This window comes from Mesorhizobium sp. M1312, from assembly GCF_040318115.1.
GTDB lineage: Bacteria > Pseudomonadota > Alphaproteobacteria > Rhizobiales > Rhizobiaceae > Mesorhizobium.
Map to the genome: position 1 here is coordinate 1 of NZ_JAMYLQ010000017.1, position 21,020 is coordinate 21,020.

Annotated in this window: 25 protein-coding genes; 16 read left to right on the forward strand and 9 right to left on the reverse strand. The window is 62.4% G+C overall.

Translation table 11 applies throughout. The features are described 5' to 3' along the window. Positions 1-81: 81 nt before the first annotated feature. A complete protein-coding gene (locus NKH36_RS19605) occupies positions 82-621 on the reverse strand; it encodes a GNAT family N-acetyltransferase (RefSeq protein WP_352963950.1) in 540 nt (179 codons plus the stop codon). A 218-nt stretch (positions 622-839) separates the two neighbouring features. Here NKH36_RS19605 and NKH36_RS19610 point away from each other — a divergent pair, with 218 nt between their 5' ends. Next, the gene (locus NKH36_RS19610) at positions 840-1,295 is read left to right on the forward strand and encodes a DUF2214 family protein (RefSeq protein WP_352963953.1); all 456 of its coding nucleotides are present in this window, start codon (positions 840-842) and stop codon (positions 1,293-1,295) included. Here NKH36_RS19610 and nth read toward each other — a convergent pair. Then, positions 1,289-2,092, reverse strand: coding sequence for an endonuclease III (nth, locus tag NKH36_RS19615; protein ID WP_352963955.1), 804 nt, complete (start codon positions 2,090-2,092; stop codon positions 1,289-1,291). The genes NKH36_RS19610 and nth overlap by 7 nt on opposite strands. A 22-nt stretch (positions 2,093-2,114) precedes the next feature. Between nth and NKH36_RS19620 the strand changes: the two genes are divergently transcribed. The 5 genes from NKH36_RS19620 (at position 2,115) to NKH36_RS19640 (ending at position 7,010) form a co-directional block, all read left to right on the forward strand. Continuing rightward, entirely contained in the window at positions 2,115-2,609 is a 495-nt protein-coding gene (locus tag NKH36_RS19620) for a DUF2244 domain-containing protein (protein ID WP_352963957.1), read from the forward strand. Between the two features lie 231 nt (positions 2,610-2,840). Continuing rightward, on the forward strand, positions 2,841-3,719 hold the full coding sequence (locus tag NKH36_RS19625) for a methylated-DNA--[protein]-cysteine S-methyltransferase (protein ID WP_352963959.1): 879 nt from the start codon (positions 2,841-2,843) through the stop codon (positions 3,717-3,719). Positions 3,720-3,919: 200 nt separating this feature from the next. Then, a complete protein-coding gene (locus NKH36_RS19630; RefSeq protein ID WP_352963961.1) occupies positions 3,920-4,828 on the forward strand; it encodes a ribokinase in 909 nt (302 codons plus the stop codon). Positions 4,829-4,837: 9 nt separating this feature from the next. Then, positions 4,838-6,286, forward strand: a complete 1,449-nt coding sequence (locus tag NKH36_RS19635; protein WP_352961635.1) for an amidase — start codon at positions 4,838-4,840, stop codon at positions 6,284-6,286. Positions 6,287-6,395: 109 nt separating this feature from the next. Further along, positions 6,396-7,010, forward strand: coding sequence for a LysE family translocator (locus NKH36_RS19640; RefSeq protein ID WP_352961634.1), 615 nt, complete (start codon positions 6,396-6,398; stop codon positions 7,008-7,010). Between the two features lie 371 nt (positions 7,011-7,381). Here NKH36_RS19640 and NKH36_RS19645 read toward each other — a convergent pair whose 3' ends face one another. Next, positions 7,382-8,323, reverse strand: a complete 942-nt coding sequence (locus NKH36_RS19645; protein WP_352961632.1) for a nucleoside hydrolase — start codon at positions 8,321-8,323, stop codon at positions 7,382-7,384. A 143-nt stretch (positions 8,324-8,466) separates the two neighbouring features. Between NKH36_RS19645 and NKH36_RS19650 the strand changes: the two genes are divergently transcribed. Further along, positions 8,467-8,892: an Hsp20 family protein gene (locus tag NKH36_RS19650; protein ID WP_023797450.1), complete on the forward strand. Its 426-nt coding sequence runs from the start codon at positions 8,467-8,469 to the stop codon at positions 8,890-8,892. Between the two features lie 162 nt (positions 8,893-9,054). Next, a complete protein-coding gene (locus tag NKH36_RS19655; protein WP_352961629.1) occupies positions 9,055-9,312 on the forward strand; it encodes a BQ00720 family protein in 258 nt (85 codons plus the stop codon). Positions 9,313-9,388: 76 nt separating this feature from the next. Here the strand turns inward: NKH36_RS19655 and ptsN are convergent, their stop codons facing one another. From ptsN to lptC, 6 genes are all read right to left on the reverse strand, one after another. Continuing rightward, entirely contained in the window at positions 9,389-9,853 is a 465-nt protein-coding gene (gene ptsN / locus NKH36_RS19660; protein WP_352961628.1) for a PTS IIA-like nitrogen regulatory protein PtsN, read from the reverse strand. A 107-nt stretch (positions 9,854-9,960) separates the two neighbouring features. Continuing rightward, positions 9,961-10,545 carry a ribosome hibernation-promoting factor, HPF/YfiA family gene (hpf, locus tag NKH36_RS19665; protein ID WP_258122201.1) on the reverse strand — a complete coding sequence of 195 codons (585 nt, stop codon included), beginning with the start codon at positions 10,543-10,545 and terminating at the stop codon, positions 9,961-9,963. A 267-nt stretch (positions 10,546-10,812) separates the two neighbouring features. Then, entirely contained in the window at positions 10,813-12,339 is a 1,527-nt protein-coding gene (gene rpoN, locus NKH36_RS19670; protein ID WP_352961626.1) for an RNA polymerase factor sigma-54, read from the reverse strand. A gap of 189 nt (positions 12,340-12,528) precedes the next feature. Further along, positions 12,529-13,347: an LPS export ABC transporter ATP-binding protein gene (gene lptB, locus NKH36_RS19675; protein ID WP_352961624.1), complete on the reverse strand. Its 819-nt coding sequence runs from the start codon at positions 13,345-13,347 to the stop codon at positions 12,529-12,531. Then, positions 13,347-13,970, reverse strand: a complete 624-nt coding sequence (locus tag NKH36_RS19680) for an LptA/OstA family protein (RefSeq protein WP_352961622.1) — start codon at positions 13,968-13,970, stop codon at positions 13,347-13,349. Before NKH36_RS19680 ends, lptB begins: the two co-directional genes overlap by 1 nt. Further along, complete coding sequence (lptC, locus tag NKH36_RS19685; protein WP_352961619.1) at positions 13,957-14,670, reverse strand: LPS export ABC transporter periplasmic protein LptC; 714 nt, start codon at positions 14,668-14,670, stop codon at positions 13,957-13,959. Before lptC ends, NKH36_RS19680 begins: the two co-directional genes overlap by 14 nt. A 321-nt stretch (positions 14,671-14,991) precedes the next feature. Between lptC and sppA the strand changes: the two genes are divergently transcribed. The 8 genes from sppA (at position 14,992) to lspA (ending at position 20,987) form a co-directional block, all read left to right on the forward strand. Then, on the forward strand, positions 14,992-15,945 hold the full coding sequence (gene sppA, locus NKH36_RS19690; protein ID WP_352961617.1) for a signal peptide peptidase SppA: 954 nt from the start codon (positions 14,992-14,994) through the stop codon (positions 15,943-15,945). Positions 15,946-16,015: 70 nt separating this feature from the next. Then, positions 16,016-16,300: an integration host factor subunit beta gene (locus NKH36_RS19695; RefSeq protein ID WP_006200394.1), complete on the forward strand. Its 285-nt coding sequence runs from the start codon at positions 16,016-16,018 to the stop codon at positions 16,298-16,300. Between the two features lie 82 nt (positions 16,301-16,382). After that, the gene (locus tag NKH36_RS19700; RefSeq protein WP_352961615.1) at positions 16,383-16,715 is read left to right on the forward strand and encodes a LapA family protein; all 333 of its coding nucleotides are present in this window, start codon (positions 16,383-16,385) and stop codon (positions 16,713-16,715) included. Between the two features lie 135 nt (positions 16,716-16,850). Further along, positions 16,851-17,831, forward strand: a complete 981-nt coding sequence (lhpI, locus tag NKH36_RS19705; protein WP_352961613.1) for a bifunctional Delta(1)-pyrroline-2-carboxylate/Delta(1)-piperideine-2-carboxylate reductase — start codon at positions 16,851-16,853, stop codon at positions 17,829-17,831. A 167-nt stretch (positions 17,832-17,998) separates the two neighbouring features. Further along, positions 17,999-18,484 (forward strand): DUF1772 domain-containing protein, encoded by a 486-nt coding sequence (locus tag NKH36_RS19710; RefSeq protein WP_352961612.1) that lies wholly within the window; start codon positions 17,999-18,001, stop codon positions 18,482-18,484. Between the two features lie 89 nt (positions 18,485-18,573). Continuing rightward, positions 18,574-19,620 (forward strand): RsmD family RNA methyltransferase, encoded by a 1,047-nt coding sequence (locus NKH36_RS19715; protein WP_352961609.1) that lies wholly within the window; start codon positions 18,574-18,576, stop codon positions 19,618-19,620. Further along, the gene (locus tag NKH36_RS19720) at positions 19,621-20,478 is read left to right on the forward strand and encodes a TrmH family RNA methyltransferase (RefSeq protein ID WP_352961607.1); all 858 of its coding nucleotides are present in this window, start codon (positions 19,621-19,623) and stop codon (positions 20,476-20,478) included. Between the two features lie 8 nt (positions 20,479-20,486). Beyond that, positions 20,487-20,987, forward strand: coding sequence for a signal peptidase II (lspA, locus tag NKH36_RS19725; protein WP_352961605.1), 501 nt, complete (start codon positions 20,487-20,489; stop codon positions 20,985-20,987). The last annotated feature ends 33 nt before the right edge of the window (positions 20,988-21,020 follow it).

Genomic DNA, 21,020 nt, shown 5'->3' on the forward strand with positions numbered 1-21,020 from the left:
TCGAGAAAACCGCCCGCAATTACCGCGCCGTTGTCACTCTCGCGGCTATTGTCCTATGGTTGCGGTAACTGTCCACACGGCCTAGGGCTGCCGGTCCAGCAGGATCGTCGCATCGTCGTGATAGGTGGTCCGCAACACTTCCCTGTAGCCGCATTTTGCCGCGACGTTCAGTGAAGCGGTGTTTTCCGGATCGATGATGCAGACCGTCCTTGCACGCCCGAATGCCTCGTCGCCCCAGGCGAGAACCCGTCCGACGACTTCGCTGGCGAAGCCCATTCCGTGGACTGCCGGGATGAGCGCCCAGCCGGCTTCCGGAACGCCTTCGATCGAAGGCACCATGTCGCGCTTCAGATCGTGAAAGCCGGCCTCGCCCAGGAAGCGGCCGGTCGCTTTATCCTCGATCGCCCAAAAGCCGTAGCCCAGCAGCGACCACAGGCCGGCATGACGCAGGAAGCGCATCCAGCTTTCCTCCCGTGTGCGCGGCTTCCCGCCGATGAAGCGGATGACGGCCGGATCGGCCCACATGGCGACGTAGGCATCAAAGTCGTCGAACTGGTGTGGCCGCAGCACGGTGCGCGGCGTTTCGATGACGGGAGCGACGAGCGTCTGTGGGTCGATCATATGTCATGCCTCGGTTGCGTTTGCCTGTGCTTAGTGCATGTCGCCCAGTGCTCGGTGATTTTGGGGGCAGCGATATGCGACAGAGATCCAATCGCCTGCACCAAACAAGAGCCAAAGCCTGTGCAGATCATCTTCCAATGTGAATCCTGCCCAGCGGTGCTACTTTTACCAGCAGCTGATTCAGCGTCCGCTGTGCCGTCCGACGGAGGGAAAAGGGCATGGATACCACCGATCTTCTGCTTGCCATCTTTCATCATCTGCTGGTGTTTTCGCTGGCGGGCATCATCGGCGCCGAATTTGTCCTGATCCGCGGCGATCTGCCCGACGCGACGCTCCGGCGGCTTGTCGGCATCGATCGCCATTATGGCATCATCGCCATGCTGATCATCGTCGTCGGCATCGGCCGCGTCATCTACGGCCTGAAGGGCTGGGAATTCTACGTCTACAACTGGGCGTTCTGGGCAAAGATGGCGGCCTTCGTCATTGTCGGCCTGCTGTCGATCATCCCGACGGTCCGCTTTGTTTCCTGGAACAGGCAGGCCTCGGCCAGCCCCGGTTTTCAAGTGCCGGCGGCGCAACTTGCATCCGTTCGAACTTATGTCCGCGCCGAAGCTTTCATCTTCCTGCTGATCCCGGTCTTCGCCGCGGCGATGGCGCGCGGCTATGGCTACTGAATTTCGCCTACGGGTTCGAGTGGCGCAATTTCGACCAGCGGCGCCGGAACATCATTCGTCTTCTCCTCGGCCTTGCAGATATCGGCGATGACACAGACCGGACAATCGGGTTTGCGCGCCTTGCAGACATAGCGCCCATGCAGGATCAGCCAGTGATGCGCATGGCGCATATATTCGTCCGGAATGATCCTCAACAGTCCCTGCTCGACCTGCTCCGGCGTCTTGCCGGGCGCCAGTCCCAGCCGGTTGCCGATGCGGAAAATATGCGTGTCGACCGCCATCGTGTGCTGGCCGAAGGCCATGTTGAGCACGACATTGGCGGTCTTGCGCCCGACGCCCGGCAGCTTGACCAGTTGGTCGCGGTCGTCGGGCACTTCGCCGCTATGGTCGCGGATCAGCGCCTCCGACAGCGCGATGACGTTCTTGGCCTTGTTGCGCCAGAGACCAACGGTGCGGATATATTCGCCGACCTTGGCCTCGCCGAGCGCCAGCATCTTTTGCGGCGTATCGGCGACCTTGAACAGCGCCCGCGTCGCTTTGTTGACGCCGATATCGGTCGCCTGTGCCGAAAGCACCACCGCCACCAGCAGCGTGAAGGCGTTGACATGTTCGAGCTCGCCCTTCGGCTCGGGCCGCTGAAGGGAAAAGCGTCGGAAAATCTCATGCACCTCGGCCGGGCTGTAGAGTGAGTGGGACCGCTCCGGCCGGGCACGCGGTTTGGCGTTCGCGCCGTCGCGTCGGCCGGGGGTCAGTTCATTTTTGGGTGTAGAGGAATTTTTGGGCTTGGGGCTCGTCATCCCCTTCCTATAATATCCCGTCATGAGCGACACAAACGCCTCATTTCAGGCCGACGAGCCATTCTTCCAGGCGTTGCTGATACCGCATCGGTCGCTGGGCAAAACCGGTTTTGCCATCCTGATGGGCGCTCTGCTGTTCGGCTCGTTGGCGACCGGAGCGTTTTTCCTGTCGCGCGGCGCCTGGCCGGTGTTCGGCTTCTTGGGTCTCGACCTGATTGCCGTCTACATCGCCTTTCGCGCCAATTATCGTGCCGCCCGCGCCCGCGAGGAAGTGTCGGTCTCGCGCACCAGCCTCGACATTCGCAAGACCGCGCCATCAGGCAAATCGGAAGCGCATCGCTTCAATCCGTTCTGGGCGCGTTTTTCGGTCGCCCGCCACGCCGAGATCGGCATCACCAGGATGGCGGTGGAAGCACAAGGCCAGAATGTGCCGATCGGCGGCTTCCTCAATCCCGACGACCGAGAGAGCTTTGCCACTGCTTTTTCAAGGGCGCTGGCGACCGCGAAGGCGCGTTAAAACCGATACCTCAACAAACCTGCCGATCTTGCGGCGACCGGCGCTCCAGTGCCTTGCCATAGACGGTAATCAGCAGCGTCTCCTTCTCCTTGGTGAGATGCACCTTTTCGCTAGCCACCATCGGCTCCTTCCTCAAAGCCAATTCTATCTGGGTATGTGCCGCGAGAAGGCAAGTTTCGGGTGGTGATCGGAGCCGCGAAGGGCGATATTCACGCTCAAGGAGACAGTCCCATGAACGCACAGACAGCTATTCTGAAGAAAGACATCACGCCCGAAGGCGGTGACTACGAAGTTGTTCGGCGCGCGATCGAGAAGATCAGCCTTGACTATCGCGACCAGCCGTCGCTCGAAATACTGGCCGAGGAGGTCGGCGAGACGCCAACCGGCCTGCAGAAGCTCTTCACCCGCTGGGCCGGCCTGTCGCCCAAAGCCTTCCTCCAGGCCGTCACGCTCGACCATGCCCGCAGACTGCTCGATTCCGGCATGCCGCTGCTCGAGGCCTCTTTCGAGGTCGGCATGTCAGGCCCCGGCCGTTTGCACGACCTTTTCGTCACCCACGAAGCGATGTCGCCGGGTGACTACAAGACGCGCGGCGCCGGGCTGACGATCCGCTATGGTTATCATATTTCGCCTTTCGGCATCGCCCTGATCATGGTCACCGACCGCGGCCTTGCCGGCCTCGCCTTCAGTGATGCCGGCGGCGAGCGGGCGGCCTTCGCCGACATGTCCTGCCGCTGGCCGAACGCAAACTATGTCGAGGACATGGCCGCGACGGCGCCCTATGCCGCGCGCATTTTCGATCCGGCACTGTGGCGCGCCGACCAGCCGCTGCGGGTCGTCATGATCGGCACCGACTTCCAGGTCCGCGTCTGGGAAGCCCTGCTGCGCATCCCGATGGGCAAGGCCTGCACCTATTCCTCGATCGCCGCCCGCATCGGTGCACCGAGCGCCAGCCGGGCGGTGGGTGCCGCGGTCGGCGCCAATCCGATGTCCTTCGTGGTGCCGTGCCACCGGGCTCTCGGCAAATCCGGCGCGCTCACCGGCTACCACTGGGGCCTGACTCGCAAACGCGCTATCCTTGGCTGGGAAGCGGGACAGGTCGGATCTTGATAAAACGTCAATAGATTAGGGCCGGCAGCGCGGGTTCATCTCGCGCGGTCTGGCAAGCAGCGGCCTTACGGAGTAGCTTCCCGCGCAATTAGAGCGACGTGCGTCCATTCGGACGCACAAAGTACGCTCTAAACACTTTAATTCTACGCATCGTGCTTTCCGATTTCGGAAAGCACGATGCGTCAGCAGGGAGGCACCACTTGATCATCGTTATCGGCTCGATCAACCTCGATCTTATCGCCAATGTCGACCGCTTGCCCGCACCGGGCGAGACGGTTCGGGGCTCCGGCTTTACCACCGCACCTGGCGGCAAGGGCGCCAACCAGGCGCTGGCCGCCGCGCGCGCCGGCGCCAAGGTGCACATGGTCGGCGCGGTCGGCAAGGACAACTTCGCCACTGAAGCGCTGGCGCTGTTGCGGGACGGCAAGATCGACCTGTCCGGTGTCGGTGAAACCTTCGCCTCGACCGGCACGGCATTGATCATGGTCGCCGACGACGGCGAGAACGTGATAGCCGTAGTACCGGGCGCCAATGATTCGGTCGTGACAGGCGACCTCTCCAAGGCCTTCATGAAAAAGGGCGATGTCGTGCTCTTGCAGCAGGAGATCCCGTTGCAGACGGTCGAGGCAGCACTGGACGCGGCCCGGGCGGCAGGCGCGGTTGCCGTGCTCAACACGGCACCATTCCGTGGCGAGGCGGCCGCCTTCCTCGGCAAGGCCGACTATGTCGTCGCCAACGAGACCGAATTCGACCTCTATGGTGAGGCGCTGTCGCTGAGCGGCCGCGATCGCCCGGCGCGGATGCGCGATTACGCCGGGAAGACCGGCCGCACAATTGTCGTCACGCTCGGCGTTGACGGCGTTCTGGCTGCCACGCCAGCCGATCATCTGATGGTTCCGGCGCTGAAGATCACTCCCGTCGATACAGTCGGCGCCGGCGACACGTTTTGCGGCTATTTCGCCGCCGGGCTGTCATCCGGCCTGCCGCTCGATCAGGCGCTCGCCCGTGCTGCAGCCGCTGGTTCGCTCGCTTGCCTGAAGCCCGGCGCCCAGCCGGCGATCCCGCTGGCGAAGGAAGTCGACGCGGCGCTGCAAAAATCCGCCAGCTAGGTGAGAGCCATGCGTCCGGCCACAAAACATGCCGTGCCGCCTGCCGGCGATATCTGCCGCCTGTCCGCCGCGGACCTTGCCGACGCGATCCGGCGCCGTCAGTTGTCGGTGCGCGAGGTGGTGACGGCATTCCTCGACCGGACCGACGCCGTAAACCCGCTGGTCAACGCCATCGTCTCGCTGCGCGACCGTGCCGACATCTTGCGCGAGGCCGACAAGGCGGACGCGCATCTGGCGCATGCAGGGCATGCCGGACCCCTATTCGGCTTGCCGATCGCCATCAAAGATCTCGCGCAGACCGAGGGCCTCAGGACCAGCTTCGGCTCGCCGATCTTCGCCGATTTCGTGCCGCAGGAAGACGATTTCTTCGTCGAGCGCATCCGCAAGGCCGGCGCCATCATCATCGGCAAGACCAACGTTCCCGAATTCGGCCTTGGCTCCAACACCTACAACACCGTGTTCGGCCCGACGCTCAATGCTTTCGACCCGGCCTTGACCGCCGGCGGTTCGAGCGGCGGCGCGGCGGTCGCGCTGGCGCTTGATATGGTGCCTGTCGCCGACGGCAGCGACTTTGGCGGCTCGCTGCGCAACCCGGCCGCCTACAACAACGTCTATGGGTTCCGTCCGACGCAGGGACTTGTCCCGGCCGGCCCCGAGCTTGACGTTTATCACGCACAGATGGGCGTCGAAGGGCCGATGGGCCGCAGCGTGCGCGACATGGCGCTGCTGCTCGACGAGCAGGCTGGTTACGACCCTCGCGCGCCGCTCTCACATCACAAGCACGGCTCGTTCCTCGAAGGGCTGCAAACGGCAGCGCCCGGCGGCCGCATCGCCTGGTTCGGCGATCTCGGTGGTCATCTGCCGGTCGAACCCGGCATCCTTGGTCTTTGCGAGGCCGCTCTCGGCCGGTTCGCCGAAATATCCTTTCAGACCGAAGCACTGGTGCCGGATTTCGACTTGGAAGCGCTGTGGCAGGCCTTTGTGGCGCTGCGCCAGGCAAGCAGCGGTTGCGCGCTCAAGGCGCATTACGACGATCCCTTCAAACGCAGTCTTCTGAAGCCGGAGGCCGTGTGGGAGGTGGAACATGCGCTGCAGCTCACGGCGCCGCAGATCCACGCCGCCACGGTGAGGCGTTCGTCCTGGCACAAAACCCTACTGTCGCTCTTCGACCGCTTCGACCTCGTCGCACTGCCGACTGCGCAGGTCTTCCCCTTCGAGGTCTCCACCCACTGGCCGACGCAAGTGGCCGGGCGTGCCATGGACAGCTATCACCGCTGGATGCAGGTTTCAGCGCTCGCTACGCTGGGCGGCTGCCCGGCAGTCAACGTACCGGCGGGCTTCGATGCCAGAGGCAGGCCAATGGGCATGCAACTGATCGGGCGGCCGCGCGGCGACATGGCCGTGTTGAGAGCAGCGGCAGCCTATGAGACGACGCTGCCGTGGCAGGCCGGCGTCTAAATCCAGGTCAAGGTTGCCAGCGACACATGCTGCCGGCTTGCACCGGCGTTGCTGTCATGCATTGATCACGGTCGGCCGCGTCGCAAGCCGCATATTGTCGAGGAAAACCATGTCGCTGGAACTCTACGCTACCTATGTCGTTGCCTGTATCGTCATTGTCCTGGTGCCTGGACCGACGGTCACGCTGATCATCGCCAACAGCATCCGCCATGGCTCCCGCGCCGGCCTCGCCAATGTCGCCGGCACGCAGGCCGGGCTGGCCATCATGATCGCCATTGTCGGCATCGGATTGACTTCGCTGATCGCGGGGATGGGCCATTGGTTCGAATGGGTCAGGCTGATCGGCGCCGCCTATCTGATCTGGATGGGCGTGCAGATGTTCCGCTCCAAGGGTAAGCTGAACGCCGACGGATCGGCGAAGGCACCGCGCGGCGGCTTCTTCCTGCAAGGCCTGCTGGTGGCGATCAGCAATCCTAAGACGCTGGTGTTCTTCGGCGCCTTTTTTCCGCAGTTCATCGCCCCTGAAGGCAACTACGCGTTGCAGATCGTCGTCATGGGTCTCACCGCACTGATCTTCGCCGCCGTGTCGGATTCGACCTTCGCGCTGGCCGCCGGCCGCGCCGGACGCCTGCTCTCGGCCGGCCGCATCAAGCTCATGTCCAGAATCAGCGGCAGTTTCCTGATCGGCGGCGGCCTGTGGCTGGCGTTTTCAAAGGCGAAGTAACGGCGGCGAGGCCGGCGTCACCAACAGTAACATCGCCGGAACAAAAAGGGCTAATTGAAAGTCAGCCTTCGTGCCACCACATGAATTTGCGCTGAGGGATTCATGTCTATGCGTGGACTTATGCGGATTGCAAAATATTATGGGCGTCGTCGAAAACGTCACGACGACGCCTCTTAGTCCCAAAGCCATTGTCGGCCGGGGAATCCGGTACATGTACTAAGTCCGTCTGCGCGACAGCGGGATGCGGGTGTTCGTGCAAGGCGAAGTGGGCTCACCACATATGATCGGATCGGAAGTTCGAACAGCAGCATCACCAGAACGGTACCGACACATACCAATTGCTCAACGAATGAGCGGCGTGGTGAGCGGCCCTAAAGCCGCCCCAGCCTTTCCAGCAGCAGTGCGAAAAACGCATCATGGTCGATGTCGCGCATCACCATGGCGTTGTTCGGTCGCTTGGTCACGCCCCACCAGTCGATTACGGTCATGCCCATAGTGAGCTCCGAGGCGGTTTCCACGGTGACGTTGCAGTTGCGGCCCCTGAACAGCTCCGGCTTCAACAGATAGGCGATGACGCAAGGGTCGTGCAGCGGACCGCCGTCGGTGCCGTATTTCTCCTCGTCGAAGCGCTCGAAGAATTCCAGCATCTCCGTCGTAGCCGTGCCGACCCTGGTGCCGAGATTGCGGAAGGCCTGGGTCCGCTTGGCGGTGGTCAGCGCCTTGTGGGTGACGTCGAGCGGCATCATGACGATCGGGATGCCGGATTTGAACACGACATCGGCGGCATGCGGGTCGACATAGATGTTGAATTCGGCGGTCGGCGTGACGTTGCCGCCTTCAAAGAAGCCACCGCCCATGAGTACGATTTCCTTGATGCGCGGCGCGATCTTCGGCTCACGGATCAGCGCCAGCGCAATGTTGGTGAGCGGTCCGAGCGCGCAGAGCGTGATCGTGCCGCTCGCTTCCTTCATCAGTGTCTCGACGATGAAATCCACCGCATACTGGTCCTGCAGCTTCATTGTCGGTTCGGGCAATTGCGGCCCGTTGAGACCGGTCTCGCCATGCACCTCCTCGGCAGTAACCAGTTCGCGCGCCAGCGGCCGGATGGCGCCGGCATAGACCTTGACGTCGGGCCGGCCGGCCAGTTCGCAGATTTTGCGTGCGTTCTTTTCGGTGAGCCTCAGCGGCACGTTGCCGGCGACGGCGGCCAAGCCGACGATCTCCAGCTCGGCGCTGCCGAGCGCAAGCAATATGGCGACGGCATCATCCTGGCCGGGATCCGTGTCGATGATGATCTTGCGGGATTGGGGCATTTCAATTCCTTGTTTGGGCAGTCTTTTTGGGCGGGGCTTTTGACGGCTTGAACTTGACCGCGGGGCGGACCATATCAAGACCATCGGGAAAAATGCCATCTGGGTTTTTCCACTTTATGTCGCTCTTGAGAGGACAGTGTAACATGAGCCGAATGACGCCTTTTTCCAGCCCGCTTCTCCTGGGTTTCGACGCCATGGAAAAGACCTTGGAGCGTTTGGCGAAGTCGGGTGACAGCTATCCTCCCTATAACATCGAGCGCCTCAGCGGTGCCGACGGCAAGGCCGAAAGGCTGCGTATCACGCTCGCTGTCGCCGGTTTCGCCGAAAACGATCTCGATGTGACCACTGAGGAGAACCAGTTGGTCGTGCGCGGCCGTCAGAACGACGACACCGAGCGCGAATTTCTTCATCGCGGCATTGCTGCGCGCCAGTTCCAGCGCTGTTTCGTGCTGGCCGACGGCATGCGGGTGATCGCGGCGGAGCTGAAGAACGGCCTTTTGTCGATCGATCTCGATCGGCCCGAGTCCGAGCGGTTGGTACGGAAAATAAACATATCGGTGAAAGACTGATCTTTACCACTGCATCGGCCGGAAAATCGGAATCGATTTTCCGAAAGATGCAGCAAATTGAAGTGTTAGAGCGTCCTTTGTGTGTCCAATTGGACACACGGCGCTCTAATGGCTCTCATGCGAGGCGGCCTTGAGCGGCGTCCTCGCGCCAAGGAGGCTTGAATGACCAGAACTGACGAAAATCTTATCATGACAAGCGGCGAATTCGCCCATCTCGGCGAAGGCTCGGTCGCCTACCTCAGGAAGGTGTCGAGCGACGATCTGCGCGGCCGTTTCCCGGGTCTCGGCGAAATCGCGCCCGGGCTGGAACTGTGGGCCCTGTTTGCCGCCAATGGCCAGCCGATCCTGCTTTCGGACGCTCGCGACCGGGCGCTGGCTAGCGCCTTGGAAAACGACCTGATCCCCGTCGCCATCCACTAACAATACGGCGCAGCGATCTGGTTGGAAACGGACCGGGCCGCTCGCGGCGGCCCTTCAACGGATCCAATCAAAAAACTCAGGCCGCGTGCGAGGCCTGCGTGTCCGACAAAAGCGCGTGAATCGCTGCGGCGTCGCGGGTGCCCCTGATCTTGGCCACCGTGTCGGCGTCGCGCAGCACCCGCGCGATGCGCGACAGCGCCTTGAGGTGGTCGGCGCCGGCGCCTTCGGGCGCCAAAAGCAGGAACACCAGATCGACCGGCTGGTCGTCCAGCGCCTCGAAATCTACCGGCGTCTCCAGCCGGGCGAAAACCCCGGCGATCCGCTTCACCCCGGCCAGCTTGCCATGCGGAATGGCGATGCCGTTGCCGACACCGGTCGAGCCCAGCCGCTCACGCTGCAGGATGGTGTCGAACACCTCCCGTTCCGGAATGCCGGAAATCGCCGCTGCCCTTTCGGACAGCATTTGCAGCAGTTGCTTCTTGGAGTTCGCCTTCAACGCCGGCAAGATCGCCGGAACGTTGACAAGATCGCTCAGATCCATACTTGAAATCCCTTGTTCGCCTGCCGTCGCCAGCCCTCACTCTCGCGTGCGGCTGGTGCCTTATCCCAGTGCGGCCTTGGCCGTCATCCCTGTGCGACCCTGGGTCGTCATCCCTGCGCGACCTTGGTCGTAGACGGGTCGATCCAGCCGATATTTCCGTCCGGCCGGCGATAGACGATATTGAGATGCTCGTTTCCGGCGTTGCGGAAGACGAGAACCGGGCTGTCCTTGGTGTCGAGCTCGATCACGGCTGACGCCACCGACATGGTCCGCAGCGTCATGGTTGATTCGGCGACGATGGCTGGCGCGAAATTCTCCGGTATTTCCTCGTCGTCGTCAGCAAGCGGCGCCATCACCGTATAGGCGATGTCGGTGAGTTCGCCATTGGCATTGCCTGAATTATGCGACTTCAGCCGACGCTTGTAGCGCCGAAGGCGGGTTTCGAGGCGATCCGCCGCGGCCTCGAAAGCGAGCGTCGGGTCCTGGGCTTCACCGGTCGCCTGCAGCGAAGCGCCGGAATCCAGCCGGATCATGCAATCGGCCGTGTAGCGCGACCCCGATTTGACGACTACAATTTGCCCTGAAAAGCCCCGATCGAAATATTTCCCGATCACTTCTCCGACACGGTCGTTGATGCGCGTACGGAACGCATCGCCGATATCCATGTGTTTTCCTGATATGCGCAGTGTCATCTGAAAACTGACCTTCCTTGCTCAGGCTTCAAACTGTCCCGAGTTTATACCCGTGGTCTGTGCGCACAAGCTTTGCGGCGTCACTTGCGCCGATTTAAATCCGAACTTTCCGGTTGATCACAAGCCGCCTTCTTTGACCGTCCCGTGGCCAACGTCGTGACGGACCATCCGCATGCGGGCAGTAGCCCGTCCCATGCGGGCGGGCTTCTAGCCACTTCATTGCGGCTTGTCAATGAAGCGCGAAAGCTGTGGAAATTCCGTCGGAGATCAACGTCCGGCGCTGGCCAAAGCGCGTTTTTCACGCCGCCGCTGCACCGACGAGGGAATATTCATGCCCTCCCGATACTTGGCGACCGTGCGCCTGGCGATATCGACGCCACTTTCCCGCAACATATCTACAAGCGCGTCGTCGGAAAGCACGTCGGCAGGCTTCTCCTCGTCGATCAACTGCTTGATGCGGTCGCGCACTGCTTCAGATGAATGCGCGTCGCCGCCACCCGAAGAAGCGATCGAAGCGGTGAAGAAATAGCGCAGTTCGAACACACCACGCGGCGTCAGCATGTACTTGTTGGCGGTGACCCGGCTGACGGTCGATTCGTGCATGCCGATCGCGTCGGCCACGGTGCGCAGGTTGAGCGGCTTCAGGTGACGCACGCCATGCACAAGGAAGGCGTCCTGCTGGCGCACAATTTCCGAGGCAACCTTAAGGATGGTCTTCGCCCGCTGGTCGAGGCTGCGCGTCAGCCAATTGGCGTTTTGCAGGCATTCCGCCAGGAAATCCTTTTCCGTTTGGTTTTTCGCATGCGGTGATACCTGGGCGAAATAGATATGGTCGACCAGCACGCGCGGCAGCGTTTCGGGGTTGAGTTCGATCACCCAGCTTCCGTCATTAGCCGCCCGCACTTCGACATCAGCGATGATCGCGTCGCTGGCGCCACCCGAAAACGCCATCCCCGGGCGCGGATCGAGCGCACGTATCTCGGCCAGCATGTCTAGCAGATCCTCCTCGTCGACCCCACAAATCCGTTTCAGGGTCTGGAAATCGCGCCGCGCCAGGAGTTCGAGATTGGCGACCAAAGCCTTCATCGCCGGATCGAGCCGGTCGCGGACGGCAAGCTGCAGCGACAGGCATTCGGCGAGGTCACGGGCAAAGATGCCGGCGGGCTCGAATGTCTGGCAGAGAGCGAGCGCATTCGTCACCGCCGCTCTGTCGGTGCCGAGACGGGCGGCGATCTCAGCCATGTCGGCGCGCATGTAGCCGGCCTCGTCAAGGCCATCGGCCAGTTCGCCGGCGATCAGGCGTGCTGCCGGGTCAGCAAAGGCAAGCGCGACCTGTTCGCCGACATGCTCGCGCAGCGTGATGGCGGCGGCCGCCATGTCGCCGACGTCGAAGCCGTCCGAAGAGGATGCGGAACCATTACCGGACGCCGATTTCCACTGGGCTGTCAGGTCGGGACCGAGCCGCTCGCTGGTGCCGGGGTCGTCGGGAAACAGGTTTTCCAGCGAAGTATCGAGCTTTTCCGAGATCGCCTCGGCGCTCCACGCCGTTTCCTTCTCGAACCAGTCGCCGCTGGTGGCCGCTTCCGGCGCAGCTTCGATCTTCTGCGTCTGGTCGCTGACGGCATCGTCCTGCGGCTCGGCGCGCTCGAGCAGTGGATTGCGCTCGATCTCGTCGTCGATGAAGCGTTCCAGTTCGATGTGGGTGAACTGCAGCAGCCGGATCGACTGCATGAGTTGCGGCGTCATCACCAGCGACTGGGATTGTCGTAGCTGTAGTTTTGCCGCCAACGCCATGGTTCGGTTTCAAACGCCTTGTCTACGCATCCGGACCGCCGGAAGGAGTTGGGCATAGAAACTGGCCCGGCTTTTGCTTGTCAAGGCGACGGCGATCAAAACTCGCCTGTCGGTGCGTTATTCGGACGAGAAATCGGAAAAGAAGCCCATCTCGCGCCAAAAATCGCGCTTCGAGAGGAATTTTCCCGCTTAGAGTGTAAATCCCTCACCGAGATAAAGCCGCCGCACATCCGGATTTGCGACCACTTCTTCGGCCCGGCCATGGGTCAGCACCTGGCCGGCATGGATGATGTAGGCGCGGTCGATCAGGCCGAGCGTCTCGCGGACGTTGTGATCGGTGATGAGCACGCCGATGCCCCGCGCCGTCAAATGGCGCACAAGTTGCTGGATATCGGCGACGGCGATCGGATCGATACCGGCGAAAGGTTCGTCGAGCAGCATGTATGCGGGGCGGGTCGCCAGTGCGCGCGCGATTTCAAGGCGCCGCCGCTCGCCGCCGGAAAGCGACAGCGACGGGGCTTTGCGCAGATGGCTGATGTGAAACTCATCCAGGAGTTCGTCGAGACTATGTTCGCGCTTTTTGCGGTTCTTTTCGACGACTTCGAGCACGGCACGGATGTTTTGCTCGACGCTCAAGCCGCGAAAGATCGACGCTTCCTGCGGAAGGTAGCCGATGCCAAGGCGGGCGCGGCGGTACATCGGCATCGAGGTGACATCGAAGCCATCGATTTCGATTGTGCCTTCGTCGACCGGCACAAGGCCGGTGACCATGTAGAAGCAGGTCGTCTTGCCGGCGCCGTTGGGACCGAGCAGTCCGACCGCCTCTCCGGCGCGCACGCCGATCGTCACGCCGCTGACGACTTTGCGGCCCTTGTAGCTCTTGGTCAGGCCCTTGGCGATCAAGGTTCCCTTGAACTTTACCTGCTCGACGTTGACCGTGGCCGGTGCCGCAAGTTTGCTGGCGGCGCGTCCTGAAACACGCGCCATCAGCGATGCTACGTCGACCATCAGGGGTTCGCCGCTCCCGACTTCGCCGGCGGCGTGATCGACATCATCACGCGGCCCCCGCAGGCGTCGACCTGGGCCAGGCCGCTCTTCATCTGTACGGTGAGCTTACAGCCGACCAGTACATTGTCACCTTGCGAAAGCACGACCTTGCTGCCTGAAAGCACCAGCACTTCCGTCTTCATATCGAAGGTGCCGCTGTCCCCGGTGGCGACCTGGTCGTCCGATTTGATATAGACCTTGTTGGCGACCTCCAGTCGGTCGATGTTGGCCGAGCCGGTCATCGCGGCACCTGCGGCCTGCGCATCCTTGGCGTCAGCGTCGGGGTCCTTGACGTAATAGACCGTCATCTTGCCGGCCTTGAGCAAGGTCGGACCCTGGACAACGCTTACATTGCCTGTGAATACCGCGACGCTATCCGCCTGGCGAACCTCGAGCTTATCGCTTTCGATCTGGATGGGCTTGTCGCCGGACAGTTTGAGGCCCGACAGTTGGCTGGTGGCCTTGGACTGCGCCAGAGCTGGCGCCATCCCCAGGCCCAGCCCCAAAGCCAGCCCCAAAGCCAGCCCACGGGCCGGCAACGCCGAAGCTGCGGCCACGAGCCGTGTCGAACTACTGAACCGCATTGGATTCTCCGCTCATTGCCTCTGCCGCCTTCAAGCTGGTGGGATCGATGTTGACACGCACTCTGTTCTTGAAAACCACGATCTTGCCGTTGTCCTGGATCGACATCGAATCTGCGGTGATCCGCGACCCGCCGCGGCTGACGTCGACCGGGTCGTTCGTCTTCATAGTGCCTTTGCCCATATCGAGGAAGACCGATTTGAACTTTGCCGCCAAGCCATCAGTGGTGGTTATGGTGACATCGCTGGTCAGGCTCATGGTGTTGCCGTCACGATTATAGGTGCCGTGCGAGGCATTGATGGCCGCCACATTGTCGGTCGATATCGGCAGCTTGGCGTCGATGCCCTCCAAATTGATGATGCCTTGCTTGGTCACGTCCTGTATGGCGCGCAAAGCCGTCATAGAATAGGGCAGTTTCTGCTTGGTGAACCCGTTGAGCTTGGGGTTGGCCATCACCAGCTTGCCATTGGCGAAGGCGCTGCCGTCGGCCTGGACCTGGATTGAGCCAGGCGCCGCGAGATAGGAATAGACCGGGAAGGCGACCGCGATTGCGGCAGCGGCCAGCGGCACCGCCAGCTTCAAGATCCGCACGCGGCGCGAATGGCGCCGGGCAATGCCGAAGGCGTCGACCCGCGCCGGGCCTACGTCCGGGGGAGCCAACTCCGTCTCGGTGTTGGTCGGTTCGATCGGTCGCGCTAACATAACTGCTTTCTTTTAAACCCCTGCCGCCAAGCACCCCTATAGGTGGGATGCCGGCGCCCTCAAGCAAGCACAAGCGGAGGAAAACCGCAAAAGTGTGACGGTTGCTGTTGCACAAACGAAAATGAAAACCGGCACGACTTGCATCTCATACCAGATACAGGCGCACAGCGTTAGGGGCCTGTGGATTGGTCTTGATGTCTCTTGAAAACGCCGGCGCGCGAACGTCGAACCCTGTCTTTGGCGCAAGCTCGTCAGGAATCGGTAGCCGGGCGCGGATGGTTGCTTTAAAAGCATCTGCTTCCACCGACTATGAGGCTGACCATGGCACTGAGAGCCGACGACCTGATCGACCGCCGCCGCTTGCGCCGCAAGCTGACATTCTGGCGCGTTGCAGCGCTTGTTGTCGCAGCAGTCGGGCTGATTGCCTTTTCGAGCTGGATTTACGGTGACGACTTCACTGGCACGGCGGTCGACCATATCGCCAAGGTCAAGATCGAGGGCACCATTACCGAAGACGAAGACCTGATCAAACAACTGGATACCATCCGTCAATCCTCGAGGGTGAAAGCTGTGATCCTGTCGATCGATTCACCCGGCGGCACCACCGTCGGGGGCGAATCGATCTACGAGGCAGTGCGCAAGCTGGCCGCCGAGAAGCCGGTGGTGGCCGAGGTCGGCACGCTGGCCGCATCGGCGGGCTACATGATCGCCACCGCGGCCGATCATATCGTCGCGCGCAAATCGTCGATCGTCGGCTCGATAGGCGTGCTGATCCAGTATCCGGACGTCAGCGGCCTTATGGACAAGCTCGGCATCAAGCTGGAGGAAGTGAAATCCTCGCCGTTAAAAGCCTCGCCATCGCCTTTCAAGCCGACCAATGACGACGAGCGTACCATGGTCCGCAAGCTCATCCTGGACAGCTACGACTGGTTCGTCGGCGTCGTCGCCGAACGACGCAACATGACCAAGCCGGAGGCGCTGGCCCTGGCCGACGGGTCGATCTTCACCGGCCGGCAGGCTGTTGCCAACAAATTGATCGACGCGGTCGGCGGCGAGACCGAAGCGATCGACTGGCTCGCGACAAAGGGCGTCGACGCCAAGCTCAAGGTGGTGGAGTGGAAGGACGCAGAAAGCGGCGGCTTCCTGTTCTCGAAAGCGATGGCGCGAACCATCGGCAGTGCGCTCGGCCTGCCCGACTATGGCGGCGAGATCATTCACGAATTTGGTGCCGACCGCTTGTTTCTTGACGGTCTCGTTTCCGTCTGGCACCCTTGAGACGAGTGAAAAAAGCAAATAAAATCATCCTCATAATTTTGACCGCAGTGTTTTCACGGGGAGCCTTCTCATGATCAAATCCGAACTTGTGCAGATCATCGCCACACGCAACCCGCACCTTTTTCTGCGCGACGTCGAAAACATCGTCGGCGCGATTTTCGACGAGATCACCGACGCGCTTGCCGAAGGCAACCGGGTCGAGCTGCGCGGTTTCGGTGCTTTCTCGGTGAAAAACCGCCCCGCCCGCACCGGCCGCAACCCGCGCACCGGCGAATCCGTCGAGGTCGAGGAGAAATGGGTGCCGTTCTTCAAGACCGGCAAGGAATTGCGTGAAAGGCTGAACGGCGGCAAATAGGCGCCGCGCGAGCTCGTGCAGCATGCCGGCCTTTTCAGTAGGGCCCGGCCCGCGGTAGAGCCCGCCTTCGACAGGAAATTCTATGTTCAATCGTTTCATGCTGATCGTGGTCTTCGTGCCGCTGGCCGTCATCCTGATCGCGCTGGCGGTCGCCAACCGCGATCCGGTTGCCTTCACCCTGGATCCGTTCAACCCCGGCAATCCGGCGCTGACGCTGACGCTGCCGCTTTTCATCTTCCTGTTCCTGGCTCTCGCCATCGGCATGGTCGTCGGCAGCCTGGCGACCTGGATCAAGCAGGGCCGCTACCGCAGGCTGGCGCGCCAGCGCGGCGTCGAGGCCGAGAACCTGCGCCAGGCGGTCAGCCGTGCGCCGGCTGCGCCACAAGGCCCGGCCTTATCGAAGCCGACCAGCTGAGCCAACACAGCGCCGCACGTCCTTTGGGACGCACAAAGGACGCCGTGCCATTTTGATTACGCATGATCTTTTCCGAAAATCGGTTCCGATTTCCGCGGTTATGCGTTAGGCGTATTTCTCTCCACGGAGTTTCCCATGCTGACCATTTCGGCGGCCGAGGTCGATCATGCGCTGACCTTTCCCGGCCTGGTCGAGACGCTGCGCGCGGCCTTTCGCGATGGCGCGATACAACCGATCAGGCATCACCATACGGTCGAACGGCCCGACGGCGCGGCCTCGACTCTGCTCCTGATGCCGGCCTGGACCGACTTCGATGCGGCCGGCACCTCGGCAGGCGGCCATATCGGCGTCAAGATCGTCACGGTGTCGCCCGACAACAACACCGTAGGCAAACCCGCTGTGATGGGGCTTTACCTCCTGCTCGACGGCGCGACCGGCGAGCCTGAAGCCATGATCGATGGCCAGCGGTTGACGCAGTGGCGCACGGCCTGCGCCTCGGCGCTGGCCGCCTCCTATCTAGCCCGCGAGGACGCTTCGCGGCTGCTGGTGGTCGGCGCCGGCGCGCTGTCGCCGTTCCTCGCCCGGGCGCATTCAGCGGTGCGGCCGATCACCGCCATCCGCATCTGGAACCGCACGCCGGCCAATGCCGAAAAGGTTGCGGCGGAATTGCGCGCCGAGGGCTTTGCCGCCACCGCCGCGAGCGATCTCGACGCCGAACTCGGCCAGGCCGACATTGTTTCGTCGGCGACGATCACGACCACGCCGCTGATCAAGGGCGCGCTGTTGAAGCCGGGAACCCATGTCGATCTGGTCGGCGCTTTCACGCCGGCCATGCGCGAAAGCGACGACGATGCGATTGCGCGTGCCCGCGTCTATGTCGATACCCGGGCAGGCGCCACCAAGGAGGCGGGCGATATCGTCCAGCCGCTGGCCTCGGGCGTGCTGAAGGCGCAAGCCATCGTCGCCGACCTGCATGAATTGGCGCGCGGCCAGAAGAAGGGCCGGCAAAGCCCCGGTGAGATCACGCTGTTCAAATCGGTCGGCGCAGCCCTCGAAGACCTCGCCGCCGGCATTGCAGTGTACAAGGCGCTCAGGAGTAGGGGAGTAGGGGAGTAGGGGAGTAGGGGAGTAGGGGAGTAGGGGAGTAGGGGAGTAGGGGAGCTCTACCAATCGTGCGGCTTCCTGCAAGTCATATTTTCCCTATTCACTTACTCCCTATTCCCCTACTGCCCTACTCCCTTCCGCTGGGAACGTCTCCGGCGTCACACCGTTGTTCGGACGTTATGGAGATACGCGGGTTTCTGTTGTTCTGGTCCATTTTGGCCGCCGTCGTCGCGGCGCTTAGCCTTGGACCATCCTTCGCCCATGTCCTGGAATCGGCTCCTCGGCTGACGAAGTGGTCACCTTCTCTCTGGCGCGAGACGACCGTCTTCAACGCCCAGTTCCAGCTGTTTGCCGTCATTGGCGCGCCACTGGACGTGGCCGCGATCGGCTGTCCGGGACTTCTCGCATGGATGCTGCGTAACGACCGTCCGGCGTTCTGGTACGCGTTGGCCGCTGCCGTGCTCTATGCGGTGTCTCTTGCGACGTGGTTTGCTCTCGTCAAGCCGGCGAACGATGTTCTGGCCACTTGGGCGCCGGGACCGATCCCGGAAAACTTCGAAGCGATCCGGCTGCGTTGGGAAACCGGCCATATGAGCGTCGCCGGCTTCAAGGCCGTCGGTTTTGTATCGCTGGTTGTCGCCCTGCTTTGGATCAGGCGCGGCTGACCGTTTCGGAAATCTCGAGCGACCGCGTTTGTTGCACCGGTGAATGTGCTGTGGCAGAAGCGGGCCAAGTCGCCCCGGAGACGCTCTTCTTGAAATCTTTTCGCGACAAACGCCGCGACAGCCGCTCGCATCAGCTCGTAAAGGGCGGGACGGAACAGGCGCCGCGCAGGACCGGCACAGCATCGGGCAACCGCTCCGAGCCGAAGACGGCGCCGCGCGTCCTTTCGCGCCGCGACGGCCCTCTGCCCGCCGAACACCTGCCGCTGATTCTCGAAGTGGCGCCCAACGCCGACTATGCGCTGCTCGACAGCGGCGCCGGGCGAAAGCTCGAGCAGTACGGGCCCTATCGCATCGTCCGGCCCGAAGGCCAGGCGATCTGGCAAAAAGCGTTGCCGGCCAAGGACTGGGACCGCGCCGACGCCATTTTCACCGGCGACACCGACGAGGAAGGCATCGGCCGCTGGCGTTTCCCCAAGACGCCGCTCGGCGAGACCTGGCCGATGAAGCATGATGGCATCGACTATCTCGGCCGCTTCACCTCGTTTCGCCATGTCGGCGTCTTCCCCGAGCAGACGTCGCACTGGGACCACATGGCCGGGCTGATCGCGGCGACGAAGCGACCGGTCAAGGTGCTGAATCTGTTCGGCTATACCGGCCTTGCCTCGCTGGTGGCGGCGCGCGCCGGCGCCGAGGTCACCCATGTCGATGCGTCCAAGAAGGCGATCGGCTGGGCCAGGGAGAACCAGGAGATGGCGGGCCTGTCGCAAAAGCCGATCCGCTGGATCATTGACGACGCCATGAAATTCGCCGAGCGCGAGGAGCGCCGCGGCAGCCGCTACGACATCATCCTGTTCGATCCGCCCGCCTATGGCCGTGGCCCCAAGGGCGAGGTCTGGCAATTGTTCGAGGACCTGCCTGATCTGACCGACCTCTGCCGCTCGATCCTGACGCCGAAGCCGCTTGCTGTCGTGCTGACCGCCTATTCGATCCGCGCCTCCTTCTTCGCCATCCATGCCTTGATGCGCGACACGTTTGCAGGCATGGGCGGCACTGTCGAATCCGGCGAACTGATCATCCGCGAGAAATCCGCCGGCCGGGCGCTGTCCACGTCACTATTCTCACGCTGGGTGGCCTGAATGAGCGAGCGGCACGCCGGCGCCCCAGGGCAGGTGAAGGAAGTCACCAGCCTCGCCAATCCGTTGATCAAAGACATCAAGGCGCTCTCCCTGAAGAAGTTCCGCGATCAGCAGAACGCCTTCATGGCCGAGGGGCTGAAGCTGGTCATCGACGCGCTCGACCTCGGCTGGTCGATCCGGACGCTGGTTTTCGCCAAGGCCGGGCGCGGCAATGCGGCGCTCGAAAAGGTTGCGGCGCGCACGGTTGCCGCCGGCGGCACCGTGCTCGAAGTTTCGGAAAAAGTGCTCGTCGCCATCACCCGCCGCGATAACCCGCAAATGGTGGTCGGCGTCTTTTCGCAGAAGTTCCTGCCGCTGAAGGACATCCGCGCCCGAGACGGCGATGTCTGGGTGGCGCTCGACCGCGTGCGCGACCCCGGCAATCTCGGCACCGTCATCCGCACCGTCGATGCCGTTGGCGCCAAGGGCGTCATCCTGGTCGGCGAGACCACCGATCCTTTTTCCGTCGAGACCGTGCGCGCCACGATGGGCTCGATCTTCGCCGTGCCGGTTGCCAAGGCGACGCCGGACGCCTTCCTCGCGTGGCGAAAAAGCTTTCCTGGCCTTGTTGCCGGCACGCATCTGAAGGGTGCGGTCGATTACCGCTCGGTCGACTTTTCCAAAGGCCCGGTGCTGCTGATTATGGGCAACGAACAGCAAGGCCTGCCCGAGAGCCTGGCCGAAAGCTGCGACAGGTTGCTGCGGATCCCACAGGCCGGCCGGGCCGATTCGCTCAATCTCGCGGTGGCCACCGGCATCATGCTGTTCGAGATCCGGCGCGGCGCGCTGAAACTTGCCCCGGAGGACGCCAGACCGTGACATCCCAAATGGTGAAATCCCCAACGGCAAAACCATGGTTCCCCTACGCCCTGCTGGTCGTCGTCGCGATAGCGCTCGACCAGTGGGTGAAATATCTGGTCGAGACCGGCCTCGCCTTTCAGGAAAAGGTCGATCTTGTGCCGTTCCTGGCGTTGTATCGCACCTACAACACAGGCATTGCCTTCTCGATGTTTTCGTCCTTCGGCGACACCGGCCTGGTGGTTATCGCCGCTTTCGTCGTTGCTTTCGTGCTCTATCTGGCGGCCCGCACTCCGCCCAGCCACGTGCTTACCCGCATCGGCTTTGCGCTGATCGTCGGCGGCGCGCTCGGCAATCTGTTCGACCGCGTTACTTATGGTCACGTGATCGACTACATCCTGTTCCACACCCCGGTATGGTCCTTTGCCATCTTCAACCTCGCCGATGCCTTCATCGCGGTCGGCGCGGTGGTGGTCGTCTTCGACGAACTCATCGGTTGGCGGCGCGAGGCCAAGCCCTCAAGCGATTGACCTGGCCTCCTGCCGCCATACAGTGGCCATTCG

Bases quoted from the DNA above. Each gene is read 5' to 3' on its own strand.
- NKH36_RS19645 (WP_352961632.1), bottom strand. From the start codon at position 8,323: ATGCCCCAATCCCGCAAGATCATCATCGACACGGATCCCGGCCAGGAT.
- NKH36_RS19650 (WP_023797450.1), top strand. From the start codon at position 8,467: ATGAGCCGAATGACGCCTTTTTCCAGCCCGCTTCTCCTGGGTTTCGAC.
- NKH36_RS19710 (WP_352961612.1), top strand. From the start codon at position 17,999: ATGGAGATACGCGGGTTTCTGTTGTTCTGGTCCATTTTGGCCGCCGTC.
- lspA (WP_352961605.1), top strand. From the start codon at position 20,487: ATGGTGAAATCCCCAACGGCAAAACCATGGTTCCCCTACGCCCTGCTG.
- NKH36_RS19605 (WP_352963950.1), bottom strand. From the start codon at position 621: ATGATCGACCCACAGACGCTCGTCGCTCCCGTCATCGAAACGCCGCGC.
- hpf (WP_258122201.1), bottom strand. From the start codon at position 10,545: ATGACACTGCGCATATCAGGAAAACACATGGATATCGGCGATGCGTTC.
- NKH36_RS19700 (WP_352961615.1), top strand. From the start codon at position 16,383: ATGTTCAATCGTTTCATGCTGATCGTGGTCTTCGTGCCGCTGGCCGTC.
- lhpI (WP_352961613.1), top strand. From the start codon at position 16,851: ATGCTGACCATTTCGGCGGCCGAGGTCGATCATGCGCTGACCTTTCCC.
- lptB (WP_352961624.1), bottom strand. From the start codon at position 13,347: ATGGTCGACGTAGCATCGCTGATGGCGCGTGTTTCAGGACGCGCCGCC.
- NKH36_RS19655 (WP_352961629.1), top strand. From the start codon at position 9,055: ATGACCAGAACTGACGAAAATCTTATCATGACAAGCGGCGAATTCGCC.
- NKH36_RS19620 (WP_352963957.1), top strand. From the start codon at position 2,115: ATGAGCGACACAAACGCCTCATTTCAGGCCGACGAGCCATTCTTCCAG.
- nth (WP_352963955.1), bottom strand. From the start codon at position 2,092: ATGACGAGCCCCAAGCCCAAAAATTCCTCTACACCCAAAAATGAACTG.
- lptC (WP_352961619.1), bottom strand. From the start codon at position 14,670: ATGTTAGCGCGACCGATCGAACCGACCAACACCGAGACGGAGTTGGCT.
- sppA (WP_352961617.1), top strand. From the start codon at position 14,992: ATGGCACTGAGAGCCGACGACCTGATCGACCGCCGCCGCTTGCGCCGC.
- NKH36_RS19720 (WP_352961607.1), top strand. From the start codon at position 19,621: ATGAGCGAGCGGCACGCCGGCGCCCCAGGGCAGGTGAAGGAAGTCACC.
- rpoN (WP_352961626.1), bottom strand. From the start codon at position 12,339: ATGGCGTTGGCGGCAAAACTACAGCTACGACAATCCCAGTCGCTGGTG.
- NKH36_RS19635 (WP_352961635.1), top strand. From the start codon at position 4,838: ATGCGTCCGGCCACAAAACATGCCGTGCCGCCTGCCGGCGATATCTGC.
- ptsN (WP_352961628.1), bottom strand. From the start codon at position 9,853: ATGGATCTGAGCGATCTTGTCAACGTTCCGGCGATCTTGCCGGCGTTG.
- NKH36_RS19610 (WP_352963953.1), top strand. From the start codon at position 840: ATGGATACCACCGATCTTCTGCTTGCCATCTTTCATCATCTGCTGGTG.
- NKH36_RS19640 (WP_352961634.1), top strand. From the start codon at position 6,396: ATGTCGCTGGAACTCTACGCTACCTATGTCGTTGCCTGTATCGTCATT.
- NKH36_RS19680 (WP_352961622.1), bottom strand. From the start codon at position 13,970: ATGCGGTTCAGTAGTTCGACACGGCTCGTGGCCGCAGCTTCGGCGTTG.
- NKH36_RS19695 (WP_006200394.1), top strand. From the start codon at position 16,016: ATGATCAAATCCGAACTTGTGCAGATCATCGCCACACGCAACCCGCAC.
- NKH36_RS19625 (WP_352963959.1), top strand. From the start codon at position 2,841: ATGAACGCACAGACAGCTATTCTGAAGAAAGACATCACGCCCGAAGGC.